Source organism: Asticcacaulis sp. P4_H10 (assembly GCF_056400965.1).
Map to the genome: position 1 here is coordinate 154309 of NZ_JBFUKH010000003.1, position 19679 is coordinate 173987.

A 19679-nucleotide genomic window follows, 5' to 3' on the forward strand; every position below is an offset into this window, starting at 1 on the left:
CGTATTCCGGCGGGCAGGCCTGAGGCCTTGCGCGTCCGCCATCTGCATTTCATTTCTTTTTTTCCGAGGCGATATTCCCATGGCTTATGAAGTCCAGACAGGCGGCCGCACGCCGTCCATGTCACCCCCGGGCGACGGCAATGACCTGATCGAAGGCGGAGACGGTCACGACAGCATCGACGGGCTGGGCGGCAACGATACCCTTTTCGGCTATGACGGCAGCGATACCCTGTCCGGCGGCGCAGGCGCGGATTCGCTGAATGGCGGGACGCGCTGGGACACGTTGGAAGGCGGCCTCGGCAATGACTGGCTCGACGGCGGCGTGGGCAATGACCGCATGTGGGGCGGCGACGGTGACGACATCTATAGTGTCGATCACGAAGGCGACCGCGTCTATGAAAACGCCGGCGAGGGCTTCGACATCATCCGCAGCAGCATCGACTTCGTCATGCGCGACAATGTCGAGCGGCTGTACCTGACCGGCACGGCCCGGGTCGGCTTCGGCAACAGTCTCGACAACGACATGTACCTCGGCACCGTCGGGGGCGTGCTGGCCGGCGGTGGCGGCAACGACACGCTTAACGGCAGCGACAGCGATGACAACCTGACAGGCGGCGCGGGGCAGGATAGCCTGATCGGCGGTAACGGCCGCGATGTCCTGGCCGGTGACGACGGTTCGGACGTGCTGGACGGCGGCGCGGCCGACGATATTCTGGCCGGTGGCGACCGCTGGGATACGCTGGCGGGCGGCGACGGCAATGACTTCCTGGATGGCGGCTCTGGCAATGACGCCATGTTCGGCGGTTCGGGCAACGATATCTACTATATCGACCACGTCGGCGACCGCGTCTTCGAAGGCGCGGGCGAAGGCAATGATCTGGTCTGGTCGTGGATCACCCTGGCCCTTAGCGCCAATGTCGAGGACCTGTACCTGACCGGTGAAGCCGATATCGGCGGCACCGGCAACGGCCTCAGCAATCATATCGAAGGCACCAGCGGCGCGAACGCGATCTCGGGCGGGCTTGGCAATGACAGCCTGTGGGGCTGGGACGGCAACGACACCCTGTCGGGCGGCAACGACCACGACCGGCTGTCGGGCGGCGAGGGGGCTGACGTCCTGACCGGCGGCCACGGCAATGACGTGGTGGGTGGCGGCGCCGGCGCCGATGATTTTGTCTTCTCAAGCGTCGCGGTCAATGGTCACGACCACGTGGTCGATTTCGTCCACGGCATCGACCGGCTGGTCTTTACCGGCAGCGACTACGGCTTTGCCGGTGGCCATCTGCTTACCGACGCGCAATTCACGGCGGGTACGGCGGCTGTAGGTTCAACGGCTCAGTTCGTGTGGGATGCTGCAGCGGGCAAGCTGTGGTGGGACGCCGATGGTTCGGGCGCCGATACCGCATTCGAACTGGCCCTGATCAGCAACGGGGCGACGGTTACGAAGGACGACCTGGCCTTCGTGTAGCGGTGCCATTATGGCGATATTTTTGGCGATGGTTAACAAAATGCCTGTACCGCCGGACGTAATTGGCGGTAAAGCTTTACGCATGTGCGTTTGCTTGGCGCCAGTCCATGCCATGGGGGGATTATGCAGATTTACGGAAATTCTTGGGCCGACAACCTGTCGGGCAGTGCGACCGCCGATACGATCCTGGGCTATGGCGGCAATGACACGATCGACGGCAAGGAAGGTGCCGACCGCATCGAAGGCCACGAGGGTGACGACTATATCAAGGGTGGCACCGGCAACGATACGCTCGTCGGCGGTGATGGCTCGGACAGTATCGAAGGCGGCGATGGCAACGACGTCCTGGACGACTATCCCGACCTGGACGCTGGCAACGACACCTTCCGGGGCGGCGAAGGCAATGATCAGCTCATCGGCAGGACCGGACTCAACAGCCTTTATGGCGATGGCGGCGACGACACGATCGAAAGCCGCCTGGCGGTAGGAAACCAGATTGTCGATGGCGGCGACGGTGCGGACCGGCTGTGGATCTATCGCAGCCAGAATGACGGCGCCAATGTCACCATCACCGGCGGCACGGGCCGCGACACCATCACCATGTCGTTCGAAACCGTCATCGGTTACGGGCAGTACCTGATTACGGATTTTGCCGCTGGTGCCGCCGGCGACATGCTCAACATGACCGGCGTAACCGGGTTGCTCAGGAATTACAACGGCGCCAATCCCTTCGGCACCGGGCACTGGCGTCTGCTGCAAAACGGCGCTGACACGCTTTTCCAGGTCGATTTCGACGGCGCGGCGACCGGCGCTGCCTTCCGGACCCTGGTGGTGCTGCAGAATGTCGAGGCGACAGCGTTGACCGGCGACAACTTCGCCGGCGCGGCGCCGGACGGCTCGTCGATAGCCGGCAAGCTGATTACCGGCACGTCGGCGTCGGAAGAAACCCATATCGGCACGTGGGGCAATGACACGATCAGTGGTTTTGGCGGCGCGGACGAGATTGAAGCCGATCTCGGCGATGACCTCGTCGATGGTGGCGCGGGCCTCGACTACATCGCCGGCGGCCTGGGCAACGATACCCTCTATGGCGGCGATGGCGACGACTTCCTCTATGACCCGGACGGCGCGAATTCCTTCTACGCCGGTACCGGCAATGACAGGATCACCGCCGGCCCGGCCGCCGGTAACCAGGTCATCGACGGTGGAGCGGGGCACGACCTACTGTTGATCGACATGGGCATGGCAGATGGCGCCAATGTCACCATTAGCGGCGGCCTGGGCAGCGACACCATCGACCTGAGCAATGCCGGCGCGGCAGACGGACAGTTCCTGGTTACGGACTTCCTGGCCGGCATCGATGGCGACACCATCGATTTGCATAATGCGGTGAAAAGCTTCATCGGCTTTGTCGATGGCAACCCCTTTGCCACCGGCCACGTCCGACTGGTGCAGAGTGGTGCGAATGCACTCCTGCAGATCGACCGCGACGGTACGGGCAGTGCGGCGGCTTTCAAGACCGTGTTGGTGCTGCAGAATGTCCAGGCCAGCGCGCTCAACATGGCGAACCTGATGGGACTGTCGTCCGATGGCGCGCCCGTACAGACATGGCTGAGGAACGATTTCTCGGGCGGCGATGCCATGACGGGTGACTGGGGGAACGATACGCTGAAAGGGTTCGGCGGCAGCGACAAGCTGGACGGCGGCAACGGATCTGACTTGATCGAAGCCGGCGAAGGCTATGACTACCTGGTCGGCGGCTTTGGCAATGACACCCTGTATGGCGAGGACGACAGCGACGACCTGTATGACGATTACGGGTCGAACCTGTTCTATGGCGGCGCGGGCAATGACACCATCCGGATGGCGCTGATTTCGGGTGGAGAACAGTTTGCCGATGGCGGCGTCGGGGCCGACATCTTTGAAATCGACATCGCCGAAACCGACCCTTCGAATGTCACCATGACCGGTGGCGCGCATGGTGACCTTGTCAGGTTCGTCCATGCCGACCGTGCGACCGGCCGTTACGTGTTCACCGACTTCACGACAGGCGCGATCAACGACCATATTTCGCTGCCCACCCTGTTCAGCAGCCTGAAAAATTATGTGACCGGCACCAATCCTTTCGATACCGGCTATCTGCGTCTGCTGCAGGATGGCGCCGATACGCTGTTCCAGATCGACACCGACGGCACGGGAACGGACGCCGCCTTCCGGACGCTGCTGATCCTGCAGAACGTACAGGCCACGGCGCTGACGGCGGACACCTTCTACGGGTACAAGCCCAGGGTCGCCGAGACGGCTGCGGTCTTCAGCGGCACGGCCGGTGACGACACACTGGCCGGCGGCGCCGGGCACGATACGGTCAATGGCCTGGCCGGCAATGACGAGCTGAGCGGCGCGGCGGGTAACGACCTGCTGGACGGCGGCGAGGGCGATGACGTGCTGGCGGGCGGCGCGGGCAACGATACGCTGACAGGTGGCATTGGCCTGGATATCGCCGACTTTACGGCCACCGGCGCGGTCAATGTCAGCCTGGCGGCAGGCACTGCGACGGGCGCCGCCTCGGGCCAGGATAGCCTGTACGGCGTCGAGCACGTGCGCGGCAGCGACGGCAATGACACGCTCACCGGCAATGACGACGGCAACTTCCTCTTCGGCTATCACGGCGACGACAGCCTGGCCGGCGGTGGTGGCGCGGACTATCTCAGCGCTGGACCGGGCAATGACACGCTGGCTGGCGAGGCCGGCAATGACACGCTGCACGCCGAGGACTTACAGGCCAATACGGTCAGCTGGTTCGACGGCGGCGACGGCAGCGACCTTGCCTATATCGATGCCTACGCCCTGACGACGGCGGCCTTTTCGGGCAACGCCGCAAGCGGGCTGGTGGATCACGCCAACAATATTACCCTGTATTTCGACGGCATCGAGGCGTTGCAGTTCTCGGGCAATGCCACCTACGGGATCGTTTCCGGCGGGGGCGGCGACGACACGCTGATCGGCGGCGCGGGCCGGGACAGCTTTGACGGTGGCGCCGGCCAGGACGGCATCTATGGCCGAGACGGCGACGACGTCCTGAAGGGCAATGCCGGCAACGACACGCTCGACGGCGGCACAGGCAATGATAGCCTGTACGGCGGCGACGGTAACGACACCTATTATATCGGAGAGATCGGGGACAAGGTCATCGAACTGGCCGGGCAGGGCAATGACACGGTCTATGCTGCCGCCAGCTGGAAGGCGCCGGATCACGTCGAGACGGTTATCCTGACCGGCGCGGCCAATATTGCGGCCTACGGCGGCACGCTGGCCAATGCGCTGACCGGCAACAGCGGCAACAACACCCTGACGGGGGCCGAGGGCAATGACACCCTGTCGGGCGGCGACGGCAATGACAAGCTGGACGGCGGGGCCGACCACGACAGCCTGTCGGGCGGCGCGGGCAACGACAACCTGCTGGGCGGTGACGGTTCGGACGGCCTGGATGGCGGGACGGGCAATGACAATCTGAACGGCGGATCGCGCTGGGATACGCTGCGGGGCGGCGAGGGCGACGACATTCTGGACGGTGGCGCCGACAATGACCAGATGTATGGCGGCACCGGCAATGACACCTATGTCGTCGATCACGCCGGCGACCGGGTCTATGAAAACTTCGGCGAAGGCACCGACACGGTGAAGGCGTCGATTTCCTACAGCCTGACTGCCGATGTCGAGATACTGAACCTGACCGGCACCGGCGACATCAGCGGGACGGGTAACGGCCTGATCAACAGCCTCAACGGCAACAGCGGCAATAACGCGCTTAGCGGCGGGCTTGGCAATGACAGTCTTTATGGCTGGGACGGCGACGACAGCCTGTCGGGCGGCAACGACCACGACCGCCTGTCAGGCGGCAACGGTTCCGATACCCTCACGGGCGGCCACGGCAACGACCAGTTGGGCGGCGGAGCGGGCGCGGACAGCTTCGTCTTTTCGTCGCTGACGCTCAACGGACACGACCACCTTGTTGACTTCGTCCACGGCGTCGACCGGCTGGTCTTCAAGGGCGCGGACTATGGTTTCGCGGCGGGTCATAGCCTGACGAACGCCGAGTTCACCGTGGGGGTGGCGGCCGTGGGCGCAGCGGCGCAGTTCGTCTGGGACGCCGCCGGCCATCACCTCTGGTTTGACGCCGATGGCGACGGTGCGGGGGTGATCATCGAACTGGCGCTGATCGACAATGGCGCAACCGTGACGAAGGACGATCTGTACTTCGGTTAAGATCGTGCTGATACTGATGAAACAAAGGGCCGCTGGATTTTCAGCGGCCTTTTTTTACCGTATCGGTCACATACTGTTAACCCTGATTTGCAATCTTGGCGGTAGCGCCGATTCCGGCTGCGCGTACGCTTTTCCGCACAGCTTCATTCCAGTTTCCCGACATGGATCAGGGGGTATTTTTCATGGCTATCATCAATGGCACATCCGGCAATGACACACTTGTGGGCGACGGCGACACGGTCTTCGGCCTTGATGGCGATGACGCGCTGTCCGGCACGAGTGAACTCGATGGCGGCGACGGCGACGACAATATCTCCATTTCCGGCGGCATGGCGTTTGGCGGAAGCGGTGATGACGGCATCCATGCCTACGGCTCCGGGATCGCGGTGGACGGTGGCGCGGGCGACGACTTCCTCGACTTTGCGCAGGGCTATAATGCGGACAATTCGACGGTTACCGGCGGCGAAGGCTTTGATGTCATGCTTGTCAGCGGTCTTGCCAACTTCTACGATATCGAACGGACGGGCAGCGATACATTCGTCATCAGTCGTTTTGGCAATCAGGCGACCCTGTCGGGCGTCGAATATATCGTCTTTGACGACGACGTGATCGACCTGGCCGATATCGTTCCGGTCGCGACCGAAGCGACGGAAGGGAGCGACACTCTTCGCGGCGGGCGCGACGACGAAACCCTGATGGGCCTGGGTGGTGACGACGATATCGACGGTGGCGTCGGCAATGACGCGCTTTATGGCGGGGAGGGCGATGACATCCTGGCCGACGACGGCGGGACGAATACGCTCTCAGGCGGCAATGGTGACGACAGCCTTTACGGAAAATACGGCCGCTATGACGGTGGGGCCGGCCAGGACACGGTGACCGGCGGCGGGTGGCTTAACGGCGGCACCGGTGACGACAGCCTCACAGCCACCGGCTCCGAAGACGTGGTGACCGGCGGTCTGGGCGATGACCTGATGACGTTCAGCCGGATGGCGCCGGGCCTGATGGTCAGCACGCTCGACTTCAACGGCGGCTGGGGCAATGACACGGTCCGGCTGTCGGGCGAGAGTACCGACTACGATATCGTGGACGCGGGCGACAATCGCTTTACCTTCCAGTATATGGGCGGCACGGTCAGCTTCACCAATGTCGAAAATCTGGTGTTTGACGATCAGACCCTGACCTTCAGCGGCGCCGTCATCACCGGCACGGAGGACGGCGACGTCCTGGCAGGCACAGGCATTGACGAGATGATCCTGGGCCTGGGTGGCAATGACAATCTTGACGGCGGAGACGGCGACGACAGCCTTGAGGGCGGCGACGGCGATGACAGTCTCTATGGTGGTTGGGGCAGCGACACCCTGCTGGGCGGGGCGGGCAATGACAGCCTTGGCGATCCCATGGGTCTCTATGGCGAAGCGCCAGGTGTTCACCTGCTCGACGGCGGTGTGGGCAATGATACGCTTGTCGGCGGCGATGACGCGACGCTTCTGGGCGGTGACGGCGATGACAGCATCAGCACCGCCAGTGATACCAGCCTCGGCAGCGACGTCATCAACGGCAGCGCATACATCGATGGCGGCGCGGGCAATGACGACATCTCGGTCGCCTTGCAGGGCGCCTCCTATACGGATGGCGGCGATGGCAACGATACGATCGGCTACGCATTCTATTACGGTGCCGATAGCGCCACCATCGTCGGCGGCGAAGGTAGCGACGAAGCGCGCCTGGAGGGCTACGGGTCCGATTACGTCATTGCGCGCGCAGGCGGCGACTTTGTCGTCAGCTATTACGATCACGACGTGACGGTGTCGGGCGTGGAAACGCTGGTCTTCAGCGACCAGACCGTCGATCTCGCCACCTTCGGCATGATAGTGGGCACGGAAGGCGACGACACCCTGACCGGCGGTGATGATGCCGAACATATCGATGGCAGGGGCGGCGATGACTATATCGATGGTGCGGGCGGCGATGACACTATTCTGGGCGGCGATGGCAATGACACCCTGATAGACGGCTCAGGCAACAACAGCGTGCTGGGTGGCGACGGTGACGACTATATCGAAGGCGCGGGTTTCAGCGACGGCGGTGCGGGCAATGACACCCTGCTGGCGGTTACCGGCGGCATAGCGCGTGGCGGCGACGGCGATGACAATTTGTCCTCGATCGGCGCGGCGTTTATCGTTGACGGCGGCGCGGGCAACGACACCATCGGCTACCTGGTCGTCATGGGGAATGAGCCGGGCGCGCTGGTCGTGACGGGCGGCGACGGCGATGACTATATCACCGGCCGCGGCAGCGCCCTGTGGGGCGGGGCAGGCAATGACACGATCAGCCTCGAGGACGAGGGCTGGGGGGCGACAGAGGCGGGCAGTGCCTATGGCGACGCCGGCAATGACGTCATCTATGTTTCGGCCACGCAGTCCACTATCGCCGAGGGCGGCGACGGCAATGACGAAATCCGGACGTGGTCAGGCGCCCATACCCTGTCGGGCGGCGCGGGCCACGACACCTTGTATGGCGCGTATGCGAACGACACCCTGATCGGCGGCGACGGTTCGGATTCGCTCACCGGCGGCGAAGGCGATGACAGGCTGGAAGGCGGTTCACGCTGGGATACCTTGCTGGGGGGCGACGGCAACGATACGCTGATCGGTGGCGAGGGCAACGACCAGATGACCGGCGGTCAGGGCAACGACGTCTATTATGTCGATCACGTCGGCGACCGGGTCAATGAGAGCACGTCCACCAATGAGGGCTCCGACACGGTCTATGCGTCGATCAACTGGAACATGACGGCCAATGTCGAGGCGGTCGTGTTTACGGGGACGGCCAATACCGCCAGCACGGGCAACAGCCTCCACAATACGATGACGGGCAATGACGGCAACAATACGCTCGTCGGCGGACTGGGCCACGATACGATCAATGGCGGCGGCGGCAATGACAGCCTCGACGGCGGTATCGACAGCGATGTCCTGGACGGCGGTACGGGCAATGACACGATCCGCGGCGGCCAGCGCTGGGATACCCTGACCGGCGGCGATGGCGACGACGTCCTGGACGGCGGCGGTGAGAACGACCGCATGTCGGGCGGCGCGGGCAACGACAGCTACCATGTCGATCATGCTGGTGACCGCGCGCTCGAAAATGTCAATGAAGGCACAGACATCGTCTACGCGTCGGTCAGCTTTGCCCTGTGGGACAATGTCGAGAACCTGACCCTGACGGGTATCGGCCTGACGGGCACGGGCAACGGCCTTAACAACCGCATCACCGGCAATTCGTCGGGCGCCGATATCCTTTTCGGCGGCAATGGCAACGATACCCTGCAAGGCGGCGGCTGGAGCGATACGGTCACGGGTGGTACCGGACGCGACGACTTCATGCTGGATCACTATTACGACCCAGCCGACGTCGTCACCGACTTCGTCCATGGCGTTGACCGGCTGGTGTTCGACGCCAATGTCTATGGCGACATCTACACCATCCCCAAGGGCCATAAGCTGTCGAACGCCGAATTCACCAACGGTACGGCGGCTGTCGGCTATAACGAACAGTTCGTATGGGATGCCGCCACCGGCCAACTGTGGTGGGATACCGACGGAGCCGGGGCCAGCAACGCCTTCCTGGTCGCAATCCTCCAGGACGGGGCGACGCTGACGAAGGAAGATATTGTCTTCGCCTGATCGCTACGCGACCGAGACGACGGCGATGTCCGCACCATCCAGCGTGACGTCGTCGTCCGCAGCCTTGCCCATCACTGCGCGGGCCAGGGGCGAGACATAGGACACGCTGCCGGCGGCGGGATCGGCCTCGTCCTCGCCGACGATGCGGAAGGTCTGGACGCGGCCATCGGCGCGCTCGATCGTCACGGTACAACCGAAGACGACGCGGTCGGGCGAGGCCACCGGATCGATGCGCTGGGCCGAGGCCAGTCGTGCCGTGTAATAGCGCAGGTCGCGCGTCGCGCGCGCCATGGCGGTGCGGTCTTCGTTGACCGTGCCCGCCGCCTGCGCAGCCGTCCACGCGGCCTTGGCTTCGGCAAAGGCGGCCTCAAGCAGGGCCAGGCCCTGCGGCGTCACCAGGTTGGGATGCGGGGAGAGGGGGCGATCCGGCAGGTTGGCGGCGGCGGATTCATGGTCTTCGTCTTTGGTAAAGGCTACGCTCATCGCAATATGTTTACACGGTTCGTCGCCGGGCCGGAATATGTCCGTATGGGGAAAATCATTTCCATGTTGTCAGGAATAATTCCCCACACCTCGTGGTAGTTTCGGATCTATTGAACCGGTTGGAATCCTGACTTCAAAAAATGAGCTGCTTCCATCAGTTGGGTGACGGTGATGTCGGCGTCGATAGCTGTGGCCTTCCGGTCGCACCGGGCGTCAAAACCTTATTCCCGGCGAAAAGGCCGGTTTGCAATAGGCTTCTCATGATACTCTGCGGGCGCTTAGGTTAGGGGCTAAAGGACTGCATTTTAGAATGCAGGGGGCAATCAGATTTAAAGCTTCGCAGATGTCTGCGACGCCGAGAAGGGGGTTGTCATGATGGTAAAAAAGGCCTGGGGCAAAAAAAAAGTTTTTGTCTACCTGGCAGGTGCAATCGCGGCTTTGTGCGCGCAGACCGCACTGGGCGCGTCGGTTCCGCCGTGCGATGATCCACATCCCGTCAACAAGGGATGGAGTCTCCAGCGGCAGGGATGCCCGCCCAAACGTGCCCCAAAGCCGGCAAGCCCCCCCGAAAAAACGATCGTAGAAAAAGTCTTCACCGGGGAAAAACGAAAGACGCAAAGGGATGCTGCAAACGACAAACGTGTCGGGAACTCCATGAGGGAAATCGAGCGTCTGGCTGTCGGCCCGTGCTCGGCCTTCCAGGCGGTCAGTCATGTCGATCAAAGCAAGCGCGGTGCCATGGAACTCGTCAGCTATTCGATCGGGCACACGCTTGAATACGACACGACACAGGAATTGACCCCGGGACAGACCGTGGAGCTTAACGGGCAAACGGACGACAAATTGGGTAACGGAACCTGTATCCTCGCGGGGCGGTACAGGGTCGTGCACGTGGCGCCTTCGGGTGGAAACTACCTGGATATTCACATTGCACCGATAAAGAACTAGGGAGCCTGAGATGAGAACATTTTACGGGATTGTGGCTGTACTCGCCGTCCTTGGCGGAGCTGCCGTTTGTTCGGAAGCTGTCGCCAAGCCGTTCGACGTCTGTCTGGTGAGCTATGATCCGGATGCCGGACAGGCTGTCTATCAGTTCAAAATCGACTGGGGTAAGTCGGGGCCGCCGGTCTATGAGCGGATCGACCTGGTGGCGACCGACAATCTCGGTTTCGCCTGGCCGCAATTTCGCAGCGACCGGCTGATCCGCAGCAATGCCAAGAACACCAAGGTGGTTATCGGTGTGGGAGATAACTCGGCCTACGAGCTGAAGTTCAATCTGGTCGGCATGACAAAGGAGGCCATCCGGGCATATCAGGCGGCAAGTCCGCACGGCGAGGCGCCGCTGGACATGAACATTCCTGGGCTTACGAAGCTCGAAGGCTACAGCTATCTCGTGGAATCACCGAGCAAGATCCAGAAGTGTTGATGCCAGGGGGCACTGCTACTTCAGCCCGTCCGCCTGGGCGCCAAAACGCTGGTGCAGCCAGGTGACCGTCTCGGCGACCTCGCGCTCGATCCACGCCTTGAAGGCGCGAATCTTGCGTTCGTCCTTGCGGCGCGGCAGGCAGCAGAACCAGGCGCTGTTCGGTGACACGGCCAGGCGTTCGGAAACGGGCACAAGCAGGCCCTGTTCGACCTGCGTCTGCCACATGAACGGGTTGAGCATGGCGGCGCCATGTCCGGCAACTGTGGCATTGCCGTCGAGCAACTGGCTGTCGAAATGCACGGAAGGCCTTGCTACGCCACTATAGGGTGCGCCGGTCACCTGTTCGTGCCACACCGACCACCATACGTCGTTGACGCTGGTGCGGGGCAGGGCCAGCACGCCGTCTGGGCTGTCGGGACGGCCGTGGCGCTTGAGAAACTCAGGGCTTGCCATCGGCACGATCAACGCCTGCGTCAGCCGCGTCGCGCTAAGTCCCGGCCAGGCGTTCGCCGCGCTGCGGAGGGCGATGTCGGCGTCGCCCTGTTCGAGATCGGCCAGGGCGTCGGACGCCATGACCCGCACCGCCAGGCCAGGGTGGCTCAGCTGAAAGCGGCCAATACGCGGGGCCAGCCAGTTGGCGCCGAAGACCTGCGAACAGGCGACCGTCAGGACCTGGGTATCCTCGGTCTTCAAGTCCGAAAATGCCTTGGCGATGCCGTCGAGCGCCAGGGTAAGGGACGGGGCCAGCTTTTCGCCAAGGGCGGTCAGTTCGACGCCCCGGCCGCGCTTGGTGAACAACGGGCCCTGGACCAGGTCTTCGAGTTGGCGGACCTGATAGCTGATGCCCGACTGGGTCATGGCCAGCTCTTCGGCGGCGCGCGTGAAACTTTGCAGGCGGGCGGCGGCTTCAAAGGCACGGACGGCCATAAGCGGCGGAAGCTTGCGGTCCATGATCTGTCAGTCCAGCTTATGAATGGCGGCGCCATCCTGATTGGACGCGAACACCGGTATTTGGGAATAATCGCCGCAAATGCATGGGAACACAAGATGCGCGACGATTATCTTTCAGCCGGATGGGCGGCACATCACCATACCCTGACTGATGGAATGGCGGCGTTTTTTCGCAAGGCGCTGCGTGTCCTGCTGTTCTGGCGCTCTTAAGCCAGGGTGATGCCGAACAGGTCCTTGACCACTGCGGGCATTTCTTCGGGTGCCACGGTGCGTTCGGTTATCTGGCCACCTGCGTAGGCGCGCAGGTGGCCGTCCACCAGCAGGATGCGACCGTCGTCGGTGTGGCGCATCAGCAGCGTCTTCTGTGTGAAGATCGAGTCCGGTGAGGTCGAGTTGAACCAGTTGGCCGGCACGAAGTCGCAGAGCTCGAAACGGTCGAGGTTGAAGCTGTAGAGATTGTCCCAGCCGTCGGGCATCTGCGCCTGGGCGGTATATTCGCCGTCTTTGAGGATCAGCCGATAGGTGTCGTAGTCCTGCGGGACGGGGGTGTCGATCAGGCTGAGGTCCATGGGCTCGCGGATGGCCAGCCGGCCATAGCCGGTGTCGCACAGATAGCGTTTGCCTTCGACTGTGGCGATGACGACCATGTGAGTGCGTGCCCGACGTTCGGGGAAGGTCATCGGCCGGGCGCCTGCCAGCGTGTAGGGGATGCCGACGGCAGTCAGCGCCATGGCAAACAGGCTGTTGACCTCGTAGCAATAGCCGCCGCGCCGGGTGGGGATGATCTTGGCGACGATATCATCGAGCGCGATCGACACGATCTTGCCGGAACGGACGTCGAGGTTTTCGAACGGCACGGTGCGCAGTTGCCGCTGCATCAGCTGTTTCAGCGTCGCGAAGTCGGGGGAGGGCGTGCCGATGAAGCCGATACGTTTGAGATAGGCGTCGAGGCGGAAGGTGTCGGCGTGCATGGGGCGTCCCGGGGCAGGTATTGGCGCCCTGATATCGTAGTAAATCCCGGCTTTGCAAGATCGGACTCCCTCCTCCCTACGAAGTGGGGAGGTGTCAGCGAGCGAAGCGAAGGTGACGGAGGGGTATTGCGCAGGCGGCGTACCCCTCCGTCATTTGCTGGCGCAAATGCCACCTCCCCATCTTCGATAGGGAGGAGGGAGACTAGTCGCCTTGATAGGGACTTTTCCCGCCGTCAGCGATGAACTGGTCCGTGCGCAATTCGACAACCGACAAAGGCACCGAACCGAGATCGAGGATCGCATCGTGGAAGTTGCGGATATCGAACCTGTCGCCTAACGCCGCCTCGGCCTTATGGCGCGCTTTCCAGATCGCCATCTCGCCGAGATAATAGCTCAGCGCCTGGCCCGGTGTGTTGATGTAGCGGTCGGTCTCGGTGGTGACTTCGTGCTCGCTCAACGCCGTGTGGTCGCGCAGGTAAGCCAGGGCCTTCTCGCGTGACCAGCCCTTGGCATGCATGCCCGTATCGACCACCAAGCGGCAGGCGCGCCACATCTGATAGGTCAGCATGCCGAAATGCTCATAGGGCGTGTGATACATGCCCATTTCGACGCCCAGCCGCTCCGTGTACAGCGCCCAGCCTTCGCCATAGGCCGAGATATAGGTCGATTGCCGGAACGCGGGCAGGGCCTTGTTCTCAAGCGCGAACGGCATCTGGAAGGCGTGACCCGGCGCCCCTTCGTGCAGCACCAGCGCCGGCAGGGTATAGAGCGGGCGCGCCTTCAGACTATAGGTGTTGAGGATCAGCACGCCCGGCCCGCCATTGCCGCCGGTATTATAAGGCGCGATGGCTTCGGGCGTCGGGATGACGGCAAAGGGCTGGCGCGGCATCCTGCCGAAGAACTGCGCAGCCTTGCCGTCGAATTCCTTCGATATCCACGCGCCGCGATCCAGGAACTTTTGCGGCGTATCGACATAGAATTGCGGATCGGTGCGCAGGCTGTCGTTGAACGACTGAAGCGTGCCGGTGAAGCCGACCTCTTTCATGACCGCGTGCATCTCGGCTTCGATCTTCGCGACCTCATCGAGGCCGATCTGGTGGATCTGGTCGGGCGTGAGATCGAGCGTCACATATTCGCGGATCAGGTTGCGGTAATAGGCCTTGCCATCGGGCAGGCTTTCGGCGGCAATGGAGGTGCGCGCCTTAGGCATATATTCCGTCTGCACGAAGGCCAGCACGCGTTTATGCGCCGGGATGACGCGCGTCTCGATGGCTTCCTTCGCCAGTTTGCGCAGTTCGGTTTGCGTCGCCGCTGGAATGTTGGCCGGCATGGTTTTGAACGGCGCGTAGAAGGTCGTGTCCTCGGTGGCTTTGCCGTCATAGAGGATCGAGATCGACGAGTCGCGCCCCTGTATCGACACCCGCGATGAGGTGAAGCCGCGCTTCAGGCCTGCCTGCATATTGGCCAGGTTCTGGTCGAAAAAGCGCGGCACGTCGTTCAACCACGCAATCCGGTTGCGATAGTCCTGCTCTGTACGCAGGGTCTTTTGCGATGCCCAGCCCAGCCGGTTCCAGAAGCCCCAGTTCATCTCGTGGCTGCGGAAGGTCTCGTCGTTGATCTGGGTGGCGATCTGGTTGCGGTAGACGGTGTAGTTGATCTGCTCCGCCGCAGACAATGTCTTGGCGTCAATGCCGTCCAGTTGCGCCATCACCGCCTGCCAGCGTTTCAGCCGTGCATCATGAGCAGCCTGCGAGACGTCGGGCAGGCGGTCCGGGACGGCATTGTCGTCTTCGCCGCCGGGATTGAGCGACTGGCGCCACGTCCATTCGGCCTCATGGATGGTTTTGAACGCCGCATCGGGCGTGTCCGTGAACGCAGGGCCTGCGCAGGCAAGGATTACCGCAGCCATGGCCGCACTTCTCATCCATCTCATCGACATATCAGCCCTCCGGTTCACTTTGGTATATTGTATACTTGATACAATTATGCTTCAAAAGGCAACCGGAGAGTTGGGGAGAGACCGCTATGAAACAGATCATGATCGCGGCTGCACTGGGCATGATGGCGTGGACAGCGACAGCCATCGCGGCGCCGACGGCCCAGGATTACGACCGCGCCATCGGGCTGCGCGCGGCGTGGTCGGGGCTGACGCGCGATATCGCCGAGCCCGGCCAGTGGATACCGGACACGCACCTCTACATCTATCGCAAGACGGTCGAGGGCGGCTTTGCCTTCATCCTGCTGGATGCCGACACGCAGGCGAAACGCCCGGCCTTCGATCATGACCGGCTGGCGGCGGCCTATAATCTGGCGACGGGCGCAAAGACGACCGGCCTGGCCCTGCCGTTCACTGCATCCTTTACGACGGCGACGTTTGGCGATGGCGGCAATGCGGTCACCATCCGCGCCAATGAGACCGAATGGCTCTGTTCGCTGGTCGCGTACACCTGCGCCAAACCGAGCATCACGCCGAAACAGGACCGCGGCTTCAGCGGTGTAGTGCGTGACCTGAAATCACCCGCCGACAACACGCTGCATCCGTCGCCGGACGGCAAGTGGCTGGCCTTTGTCGAAAACCACAATGTCGCGGTCAGGCCCGCTGGCGGCGGTGCCAGTGTCCGCCTGTCGGCCGACGGTTCCGAAGGCCTGTTCTACGATCCTGAGTCGATTGTCTGGTCGCCGGACTCCAGGAAGATCGCTGCCTATCGTGTCCAGCCGGGCTATGCGCGTCAGGTCGTGCGCGTCATTTCCTCGCCGGCCGATCAGGTCCAGCCGAAGGTCGACACCCAACTCTATGTCAAACCCGGCGACGCAGTCGATATCGACCGGCCGGTGCTTTTCGAGGTCGCGACGAAAAAGCAGATCAATGTCCCTTACGATCTCTTCCCCAATCCGATGCGCGTCACCGATCTGCAATGGCGCAAGGACAGTAAGGGCGTGCGCTTCGAGTACGATCAGCGCGGCCATCAGCTCTATCGCCTGATCGAGGTCGATGCCGCCACGGGCAAGCCGCGCGTCGTCGCCGAAGACAGCAGCAAGACCTTCGTCAATGCCTATAGCCGCCGCTTCGCCAACGATGTGTCGGGTGAGGGCAAGGAGGTCATCTGGATGTCCGAGCGCGACGGCTGGAACCACCTTTACCTCTATGATGCCACGACCGGGAAGGTGAAGACCCAGATCACCAAAGGCGAATTCGTGGTCCGCAGCGTGCTCAAGGTCGATGAGAAAGCTCGCCAGATCTGGTTTGCCGCCAACGGTAAGCGCAAGGGCGAGGATCCGTACTTCCAGCACGTCTACCGCGTCGATTTCGACGGCCGCAATCTGACGCCCATCACGACAGCGCCGGCGTTTCACGATGTGGCGTTTTCGACCGACATGCAGTTCTATGTCGATACCTTCTCGCGCGTCGATATGCCGAACGTTGCGGAACTGCGGAAGACGAGGGGGCTCGGTCTCGTCACACAGCTTGAGCAAAGCGATATCAGTCGCCTGACGGCGGCCGGGTTCAAACCGCCGGAAGTCTTCACCGCCAAGGGCCGCGACGGCAAGACCGATATCTGGGGCGTTATCGTCCGCCCGCAGAACTTCGATCCGAACAAAAAGTACCCGGTGATCGAGAACATCTATGCCGGGCCGCATTCGTCTTTTGTCCCCAAGACCTTCTGGCCGTTCGGCCCGCATTCCAGCGGCGACAAGGTCATCGGCATGCAGTCCCTGGCCGACATGGGGTTTATCGTTGTCCAGATCGATGGCATGGGGACGCTCAACCGCTCCAAGGCCTTCCACGACGTGGCGTGGAAGAACCTGCAGGACGCCGGCTTCCCCGACCGCATTGCCTGGCACAAGGCGGCTGCGGCGAAATATCCGTCCTACGACATCAGCCGCGTCGGCATCTATGGCGGCTCGGCGGGCGGCCAGAACACGCTGAGCGCGCTTGAGGAATATCCGGACTTCTACAAGGCGGGTGTCGCCTACGCCGGCTGCTTCGACAACCGCATGGACAAGATCGGCTGGAACGAAGCCTGGATGGGCTGGCCGATCGATGAGAGCTATTCGCGGTCGTCGGGCGTCGACAATGCCCACAAGATGACCGGCCATGTCCTGCTGGTGGTCGGGGAGCTGGATATGAATGTCGATCCGGCCTCGACGCTTCAGGTCGTCAATGCGCTGATCAAGGCGCGCAAGGATTTCGACCTGATCGTCGCGCCCAATGAGGGGCACGGCGCGCTGCGGACAACAGGTGATGTGAACTACGGTTTGCGCCGTCAGTACGACTTTTTCGTCCGTCACCTGAGGGGAGAAGCGACGCCGGAGTGGAATAAAGGCATCGTAAAGCTGCCATAACCCTGCCACAAGCTTCGCATAAAGGCTGCCCTGCAACACGCCAGAAGATTGAGATCGTGGCTATTTTCAGCCGCTATTTCGCCTTTTGGGGTGCCGAATCCACATGTGTGGATTATAAAGCTTGCGTAAAGACAGGGAGTTGAAGCGATGGCGAAATTTACCGGGACTACGGGAAACGATACGCTCATTGGCGGTATCGGCAGTGACAGCATCTATGCCCTGGGTGGCGATGACTTCATTGTCGACGATCTGGGCAACGATACGATTTTCGGCGAAGAGGGTAATGACACCGTCTCTTCCGGCCTGGGCGGCGACGGCATCAGCGGCGGCGCGGGCAACGACTCTCTTAATGCCGGCAGCGGCGACAACACTGTCCTGGGCGGCGCCGGCAACGACACCATCTACGCCGAAAAGGGCAAGGACTACATTACCGGCGACGATGGCAACGACGTCATCTACAGCCTGACGGGCCGTGACACGGTCTATGGCGGCGAGAACAACGACCGCTTCTTCAACGATTTCCAGGCCGGCGAAATCATGGACGGGGGAACAGGCGCCGACACCATCATAGGTTCGGGCGATATGTCGGCTGCGGCCGTCAGGGCCATCGAATATCTGGTCGTCACGGCCGGCGGCTATGAGCTGAAGGCCACGACGGCGCAGCTCCAGAGCTTTACCGGCATCTCCTATACGGGTGAATACGGCGGCGCCTCGGGCGGCAGCTGGTTCCGGGTGGCCGATGCCGGCACGGCGGATTTCCGCGCCCTGCAGGGCGTCATCGCCTACGCCTCCGATGCCGGCAATACGCTGCTGGGGTCGAAGCTCAACGACCGGCTGACGGGCGGCGCGCAAACCGACCGTCTCGAAGGCGGGGCGGGCAATGACAGCCTGGTGGGCGGCGCCTTCAGCGACACGCTATATGGGGGCGACGGCAATGACACGATGGATGGCGGCAGCGAAAACGACCAGATGTTCGGTGGCCTGGGCGACGACGTCTATTACGTCGATAATTCCGGCGACCGCGTCTATGAAAAGACCACGATCAACGAAGGTAACGACCTGGTCTATTCGTCCATCAACTGGAACATGACGGCTAATATCGAAAACGTGGTCTTCACCGGCTCGGTCAAGGCCGTAAGCACCGGCAACAGCCTGTCCAACACCATGAGCGGCAATTCCAGCGATAACAGGTTCCTGGGCGGAGTGGGCAATGACAGCCTGTATGGCTGGGACGGCAATGACAGGCTGGACGGCGGGGCGGATCACGACCGGCTGTCGGGCGGGAATGGCAATGACACGCTGATCGGTGGCAGTGGCAACGACCAGGTCGGCGGTGGGGCAGGGGCGGATACCTTCGTCTTCGCGGACACGGCGACCAACGGCCACGACCATATCGCCGACTTCCAGAGTGGTCTTGACCGGCTGGTGTTCACGGCCAGCGACTATGGCTTCGCGGCCGGGCATGTGCTGACGGCGGCGGAGTTCACCATCGGCGCGTCGGCTGTGGGAACGGGCGCGCAGTTCATCTGGGATAGCACCACTGACAAGCTGTGGTGGGACGCCGATGGCACGGGGGCCGGCGCTGCGTTCGAGCTGGCCATTGTCACGGGGACGGCGGTGACGAAGGACAACCTGTACTTTACGGCCTGAGACAAGCCTGGCGGCGCGTGGGGGCGCGCCGCCGCTATATCCTGTTCACGAAGGCCCAGATCGCGAAGGCGACAAAGGTCACTGCCTGCACGCCCATGGCTATGGCAGTCGCCGCGCCGTGCCCAAGCGTTCCGATACCTGCCATGGCCACGACATAGACACCCGTCAGACTCCAGCCGCGCCAGTCTCCCGGCGAGATGCCCCAGCCGATCCGTTTGCGGACGAACATCTGCTTCATCTCAAGCCCTCCATTGGCCCCGGCAAGGCTTTGGATACTACGCCTGTCCGGCCCGCGTTCCAAGGGGCGGATATGCCGCCTCCCGCGGCCTTTTCCCCGGTAAAATTTGCTTTGCCTCCTCGACTTGAGATTGCGCTGAAACGCTTGTCAGGTTAGGAGTGCGGACACCGCGCGTTTCAGACTGCTGAGTACA

At 62.4% G+C, this 19679-nt stretch carries 12 protein-coding genes; 7 read left to right on the forward strand and 5 right to left on the reverse strand.

Features of this window, described 5'->3' with window-relative positions; translation table 11 throughout:
• Window positions 1-79 precede the first annotated feature (79 nt).
• The 3 genes from AC1DON_RS07045 (at window position 80) to AC1DON_RS07055 (ending at window position 9423) form a co-directional block, all read left to right on the forward strand.
• Window positions 80-1468 carry a calcium-binding protein gene (locus tag AC1DON_RS07045; protein ID WP_476934063.1) on the forward strand — a complete coding sequence of 463 codons (1389 nt, stop codon included), beginning with the start codon at window positions 80-82 and terminating at the stop codon, window positions 1466-1468.
• A gap of 123 nt (window positions 1469-1591) precedes the next feature.
• On the forward strand, window positions 1592-5734 hold the full coding sequence (locus tag AC1DON_RS07050) for a hypothetical protein (protein WP_476934064.1): 4143 nt from the start codon (window positions 1592-1594) through the stop codon (window positions 5732-5734).
• Window positions 5735-5916: 182 nt separating this feature from the next.
• The gene (locus tag AC1DON_RS07055) at window positions 5917-9423 is read left to right on the forward strand and encodes a beta strand repeat-containing protein (RefSeq protein ID WP_476934065.1); all 3507 of its coding nucleotides are present in this window, start codon (window positions 5917-5919) and stop codon (window positions 9421-9423) included.
• Window positions 9424-9426: 3 nt separating this feature from the next.
• On the opposite strand, the gene greA is transcribed toward AC1DON_RS07055, so the two are convergent.
• Window positions 9427-9906, reverse strand: coding sequence for a transcription elongation factor GreA (gene greA / locus AC1DON_RS07060; RefSeq protein WP_476934066.1), 480 nt, complete (start codon window positions 9904-9906; stop codon window positions 9427-9429).
• A 372-nt stretch (window positions 9907-10278) separates the two neighbouring features.
• Between greA and AC1DON_RS07065 the strand changes: the two genes are divergently transcribed.
• Window positions 10279-10854 (forward strand): hypothetical protein, encoded by a 576-nt coding sequence (locus AC1DON_RS07065; RefSeq protein WP_476934067.1) that lies wholly within the window; start codon window positions 10279-10281, stop codon window positions 10852-10854.
• A 10-nt stretch (window positions 10855-10864) separates the two neighbouring features.
• On the forward strand, window positions 10865-11332 hold the full coding sequence (locus AC1DON_RS07070; RefSeq protein ID WP_476934068.1) for a hypothetical protein: 468 nt from the start codon (window positions 10865-10867) through the stop codon (window positions 11330-11332).
• A gap of 15 nt (window positions 11333-11347) precedes the next feature.
• Here AC1DON_RS07070 and AC1DON_RS07075 read toward each other — a convergent pair whose 3' ends face one another.
• From AC1DON_RS07075 to AC1DON_RS07085, 3 genes are all read right to left on the reverse strand, one after another.
• Entirely contained in the window at window positions 11348-12283 is a 936-nt protein-coding gene (locus tag AC1DON_RS07075) for a LysR substrate-binding domain-containing protein (protein ID WP_476934069.1), read from the reverse strand.
• A 206-nt stretch (window positions 12284-12489) separates the two neighbouring features.
• On the reverse strand, window positions 12490-13254 hold the full coding sequence (locus tag AC1DON_RS07080; protein WP_476934070.1) for an arylamine N-acetyltransferase family protein: 765 nt from the start codon (window positions 13252-13254) through the stop codon (window positions 12490-12492).
• A gap of 202 nt (window positions 13255-13456) precedes the next feature.
• Window positions 13457-15163: a DUF885 domain-containing protein gene (locus AC1DON_RS07085; protein WP_476934071.1), complete on the reverse strand. Its 1707-nt coding sequence runs from the start codon at window positions 15161-15163 to the stop codon at window positions 13457-13459.
• A gap of 116 nt (window positions 15164-15279) precedes the next feature.
• Between AC1DON_RS07085 and AC1DON_RS07090 the strand changes: the two genes are divergently transcribed.
• Both AC1DON_RS07090 and AC1DON_RS07095 read left to right on the forward strand, forming a co-directional pair.
• Window positions 15280-17598 carry a S9 family peptidase gene (locus AC1DON_RS07090; protein ID WP_476934072.1) on the forward strand — a complete coding sequence of 773 codons (2319 nt, stop codon included), beginning with the start codon at window positions 15280-15282 and terminating at the stop codon, window positions 17596-17598.
• A 147-nt stretch (window positions 17599-17745) separates the two neighbouring features.
• Window positions 17746-19248, forward strand: coding sequence for a calcium-binding protein (locus AC1DON_RS07095; RefSeq protein WP_476934073.1), 1503 nt, complete (start codon window positions 17746-17748; stop codon window positions 19246-19248).
• 34 nt (window positions 19249-19282) lie between these two features.
• Here the strand turns inward: AC1DON_RS07095 and AC1DON_RS07100 are convergent, their stop codons facing one another.
• On the reverse strand, window positions 19283-19486 hold the full coding sequence (locus AC1DON_RS07100) for a hypothetical protein (protein ID WP_476934074.1): 204 nt from the start codon (window positions 19484-19486) through the stop codon (window positions 19283-19285).
• Window positions 19487-19679 lie beyond the last annotated feature (193 nt).

Bases quoted from the DNA above. Each gene is read 5' to 3' on its own strand.
- AC1DON_RS07045 (WP_476934063.1), top strand. From the start codon at position 80: ATGGCTTATGAAGTCCAGACAGGCGGCCGCACGCCGTCCATGTCACCC.
- AC1DON_RS07050 (WP_476934064.1), top strand. From the start codon at position 1,592: ATGCAGATTTACGGAAATTCTTGGGCCGACAACCTGTCGGGCAGTGCG.
- AC1DON_RS07055 (WP_476934065.1), top strand. From the start codon at position 5,917: ATGGCTATCATCAATGGCACATCCGGCAATGACACACTTGTGGGCGAC.
- greA (WP_476934066.1), bottom strand. From the start codon at position 9,906: ATGAGCGTAGCCTTTACCAAAGACGAAGACCATGAATCCGCCGCCGCC.
- AC1DON_RS07065 (WP_476934067.1), top strand. From the start codon at position 10,279: ATGATGGTAAAAAAGGCCTGGGGCAAAAAAAAAGTTTTTGTCTACCTG.
- AC1DON_RS07070 (WP_476934068.1), top strand. From the start codon at position 10,865: ATGAGAACATTTTACGGGATTGTGGCTGTACTCGCCGTCCTTGGCGGA.
- AC1DON_RS07075 (WP_476934069.1), bottom strand. From the start codon at position 12,283: ATGGACCGCAAGCTTCCGCCGCTTATGGCCGTCCGTGCCTTTGAAGCC.
- AC1DON_RS07080 (WP_476934070.1), bottom strand. From the start codon at position 13,254: ATGCACGCCGACACCTTCCGCCTCGACGCCTATCTCAAACGTATCGGC.
- AC1DON_RS07085 (WP_476934071.1), bottom strand. From the start codon at position 15,163: ATGGCTGCGGTAATCCTTGCCTGCGCAGGCCCTGCGTTCACGGACACG.
- AC1DON_RS07090 (WP_476934072.1), top strand. From the start codon at position 15,280: ATGAAACAGATCATGATCGCGGCTGCACTGGGCATGATGGCGTGGACA.
- AC1DON_RS07095 (WP_476934073.1), top strand. From the start codon at position 17,746: ATGGCGAAATTTACCGGGACTACGGGAAACGATACGCTCATTGGCGGT.
- AC1DON_RS07100 (WP_476934074.1), bottom strand. From the start codon at position 19,486: ATGAAGCAGATGTTCGTCCGCAAACGGATCGGCTGGGGCATCTCGCCG.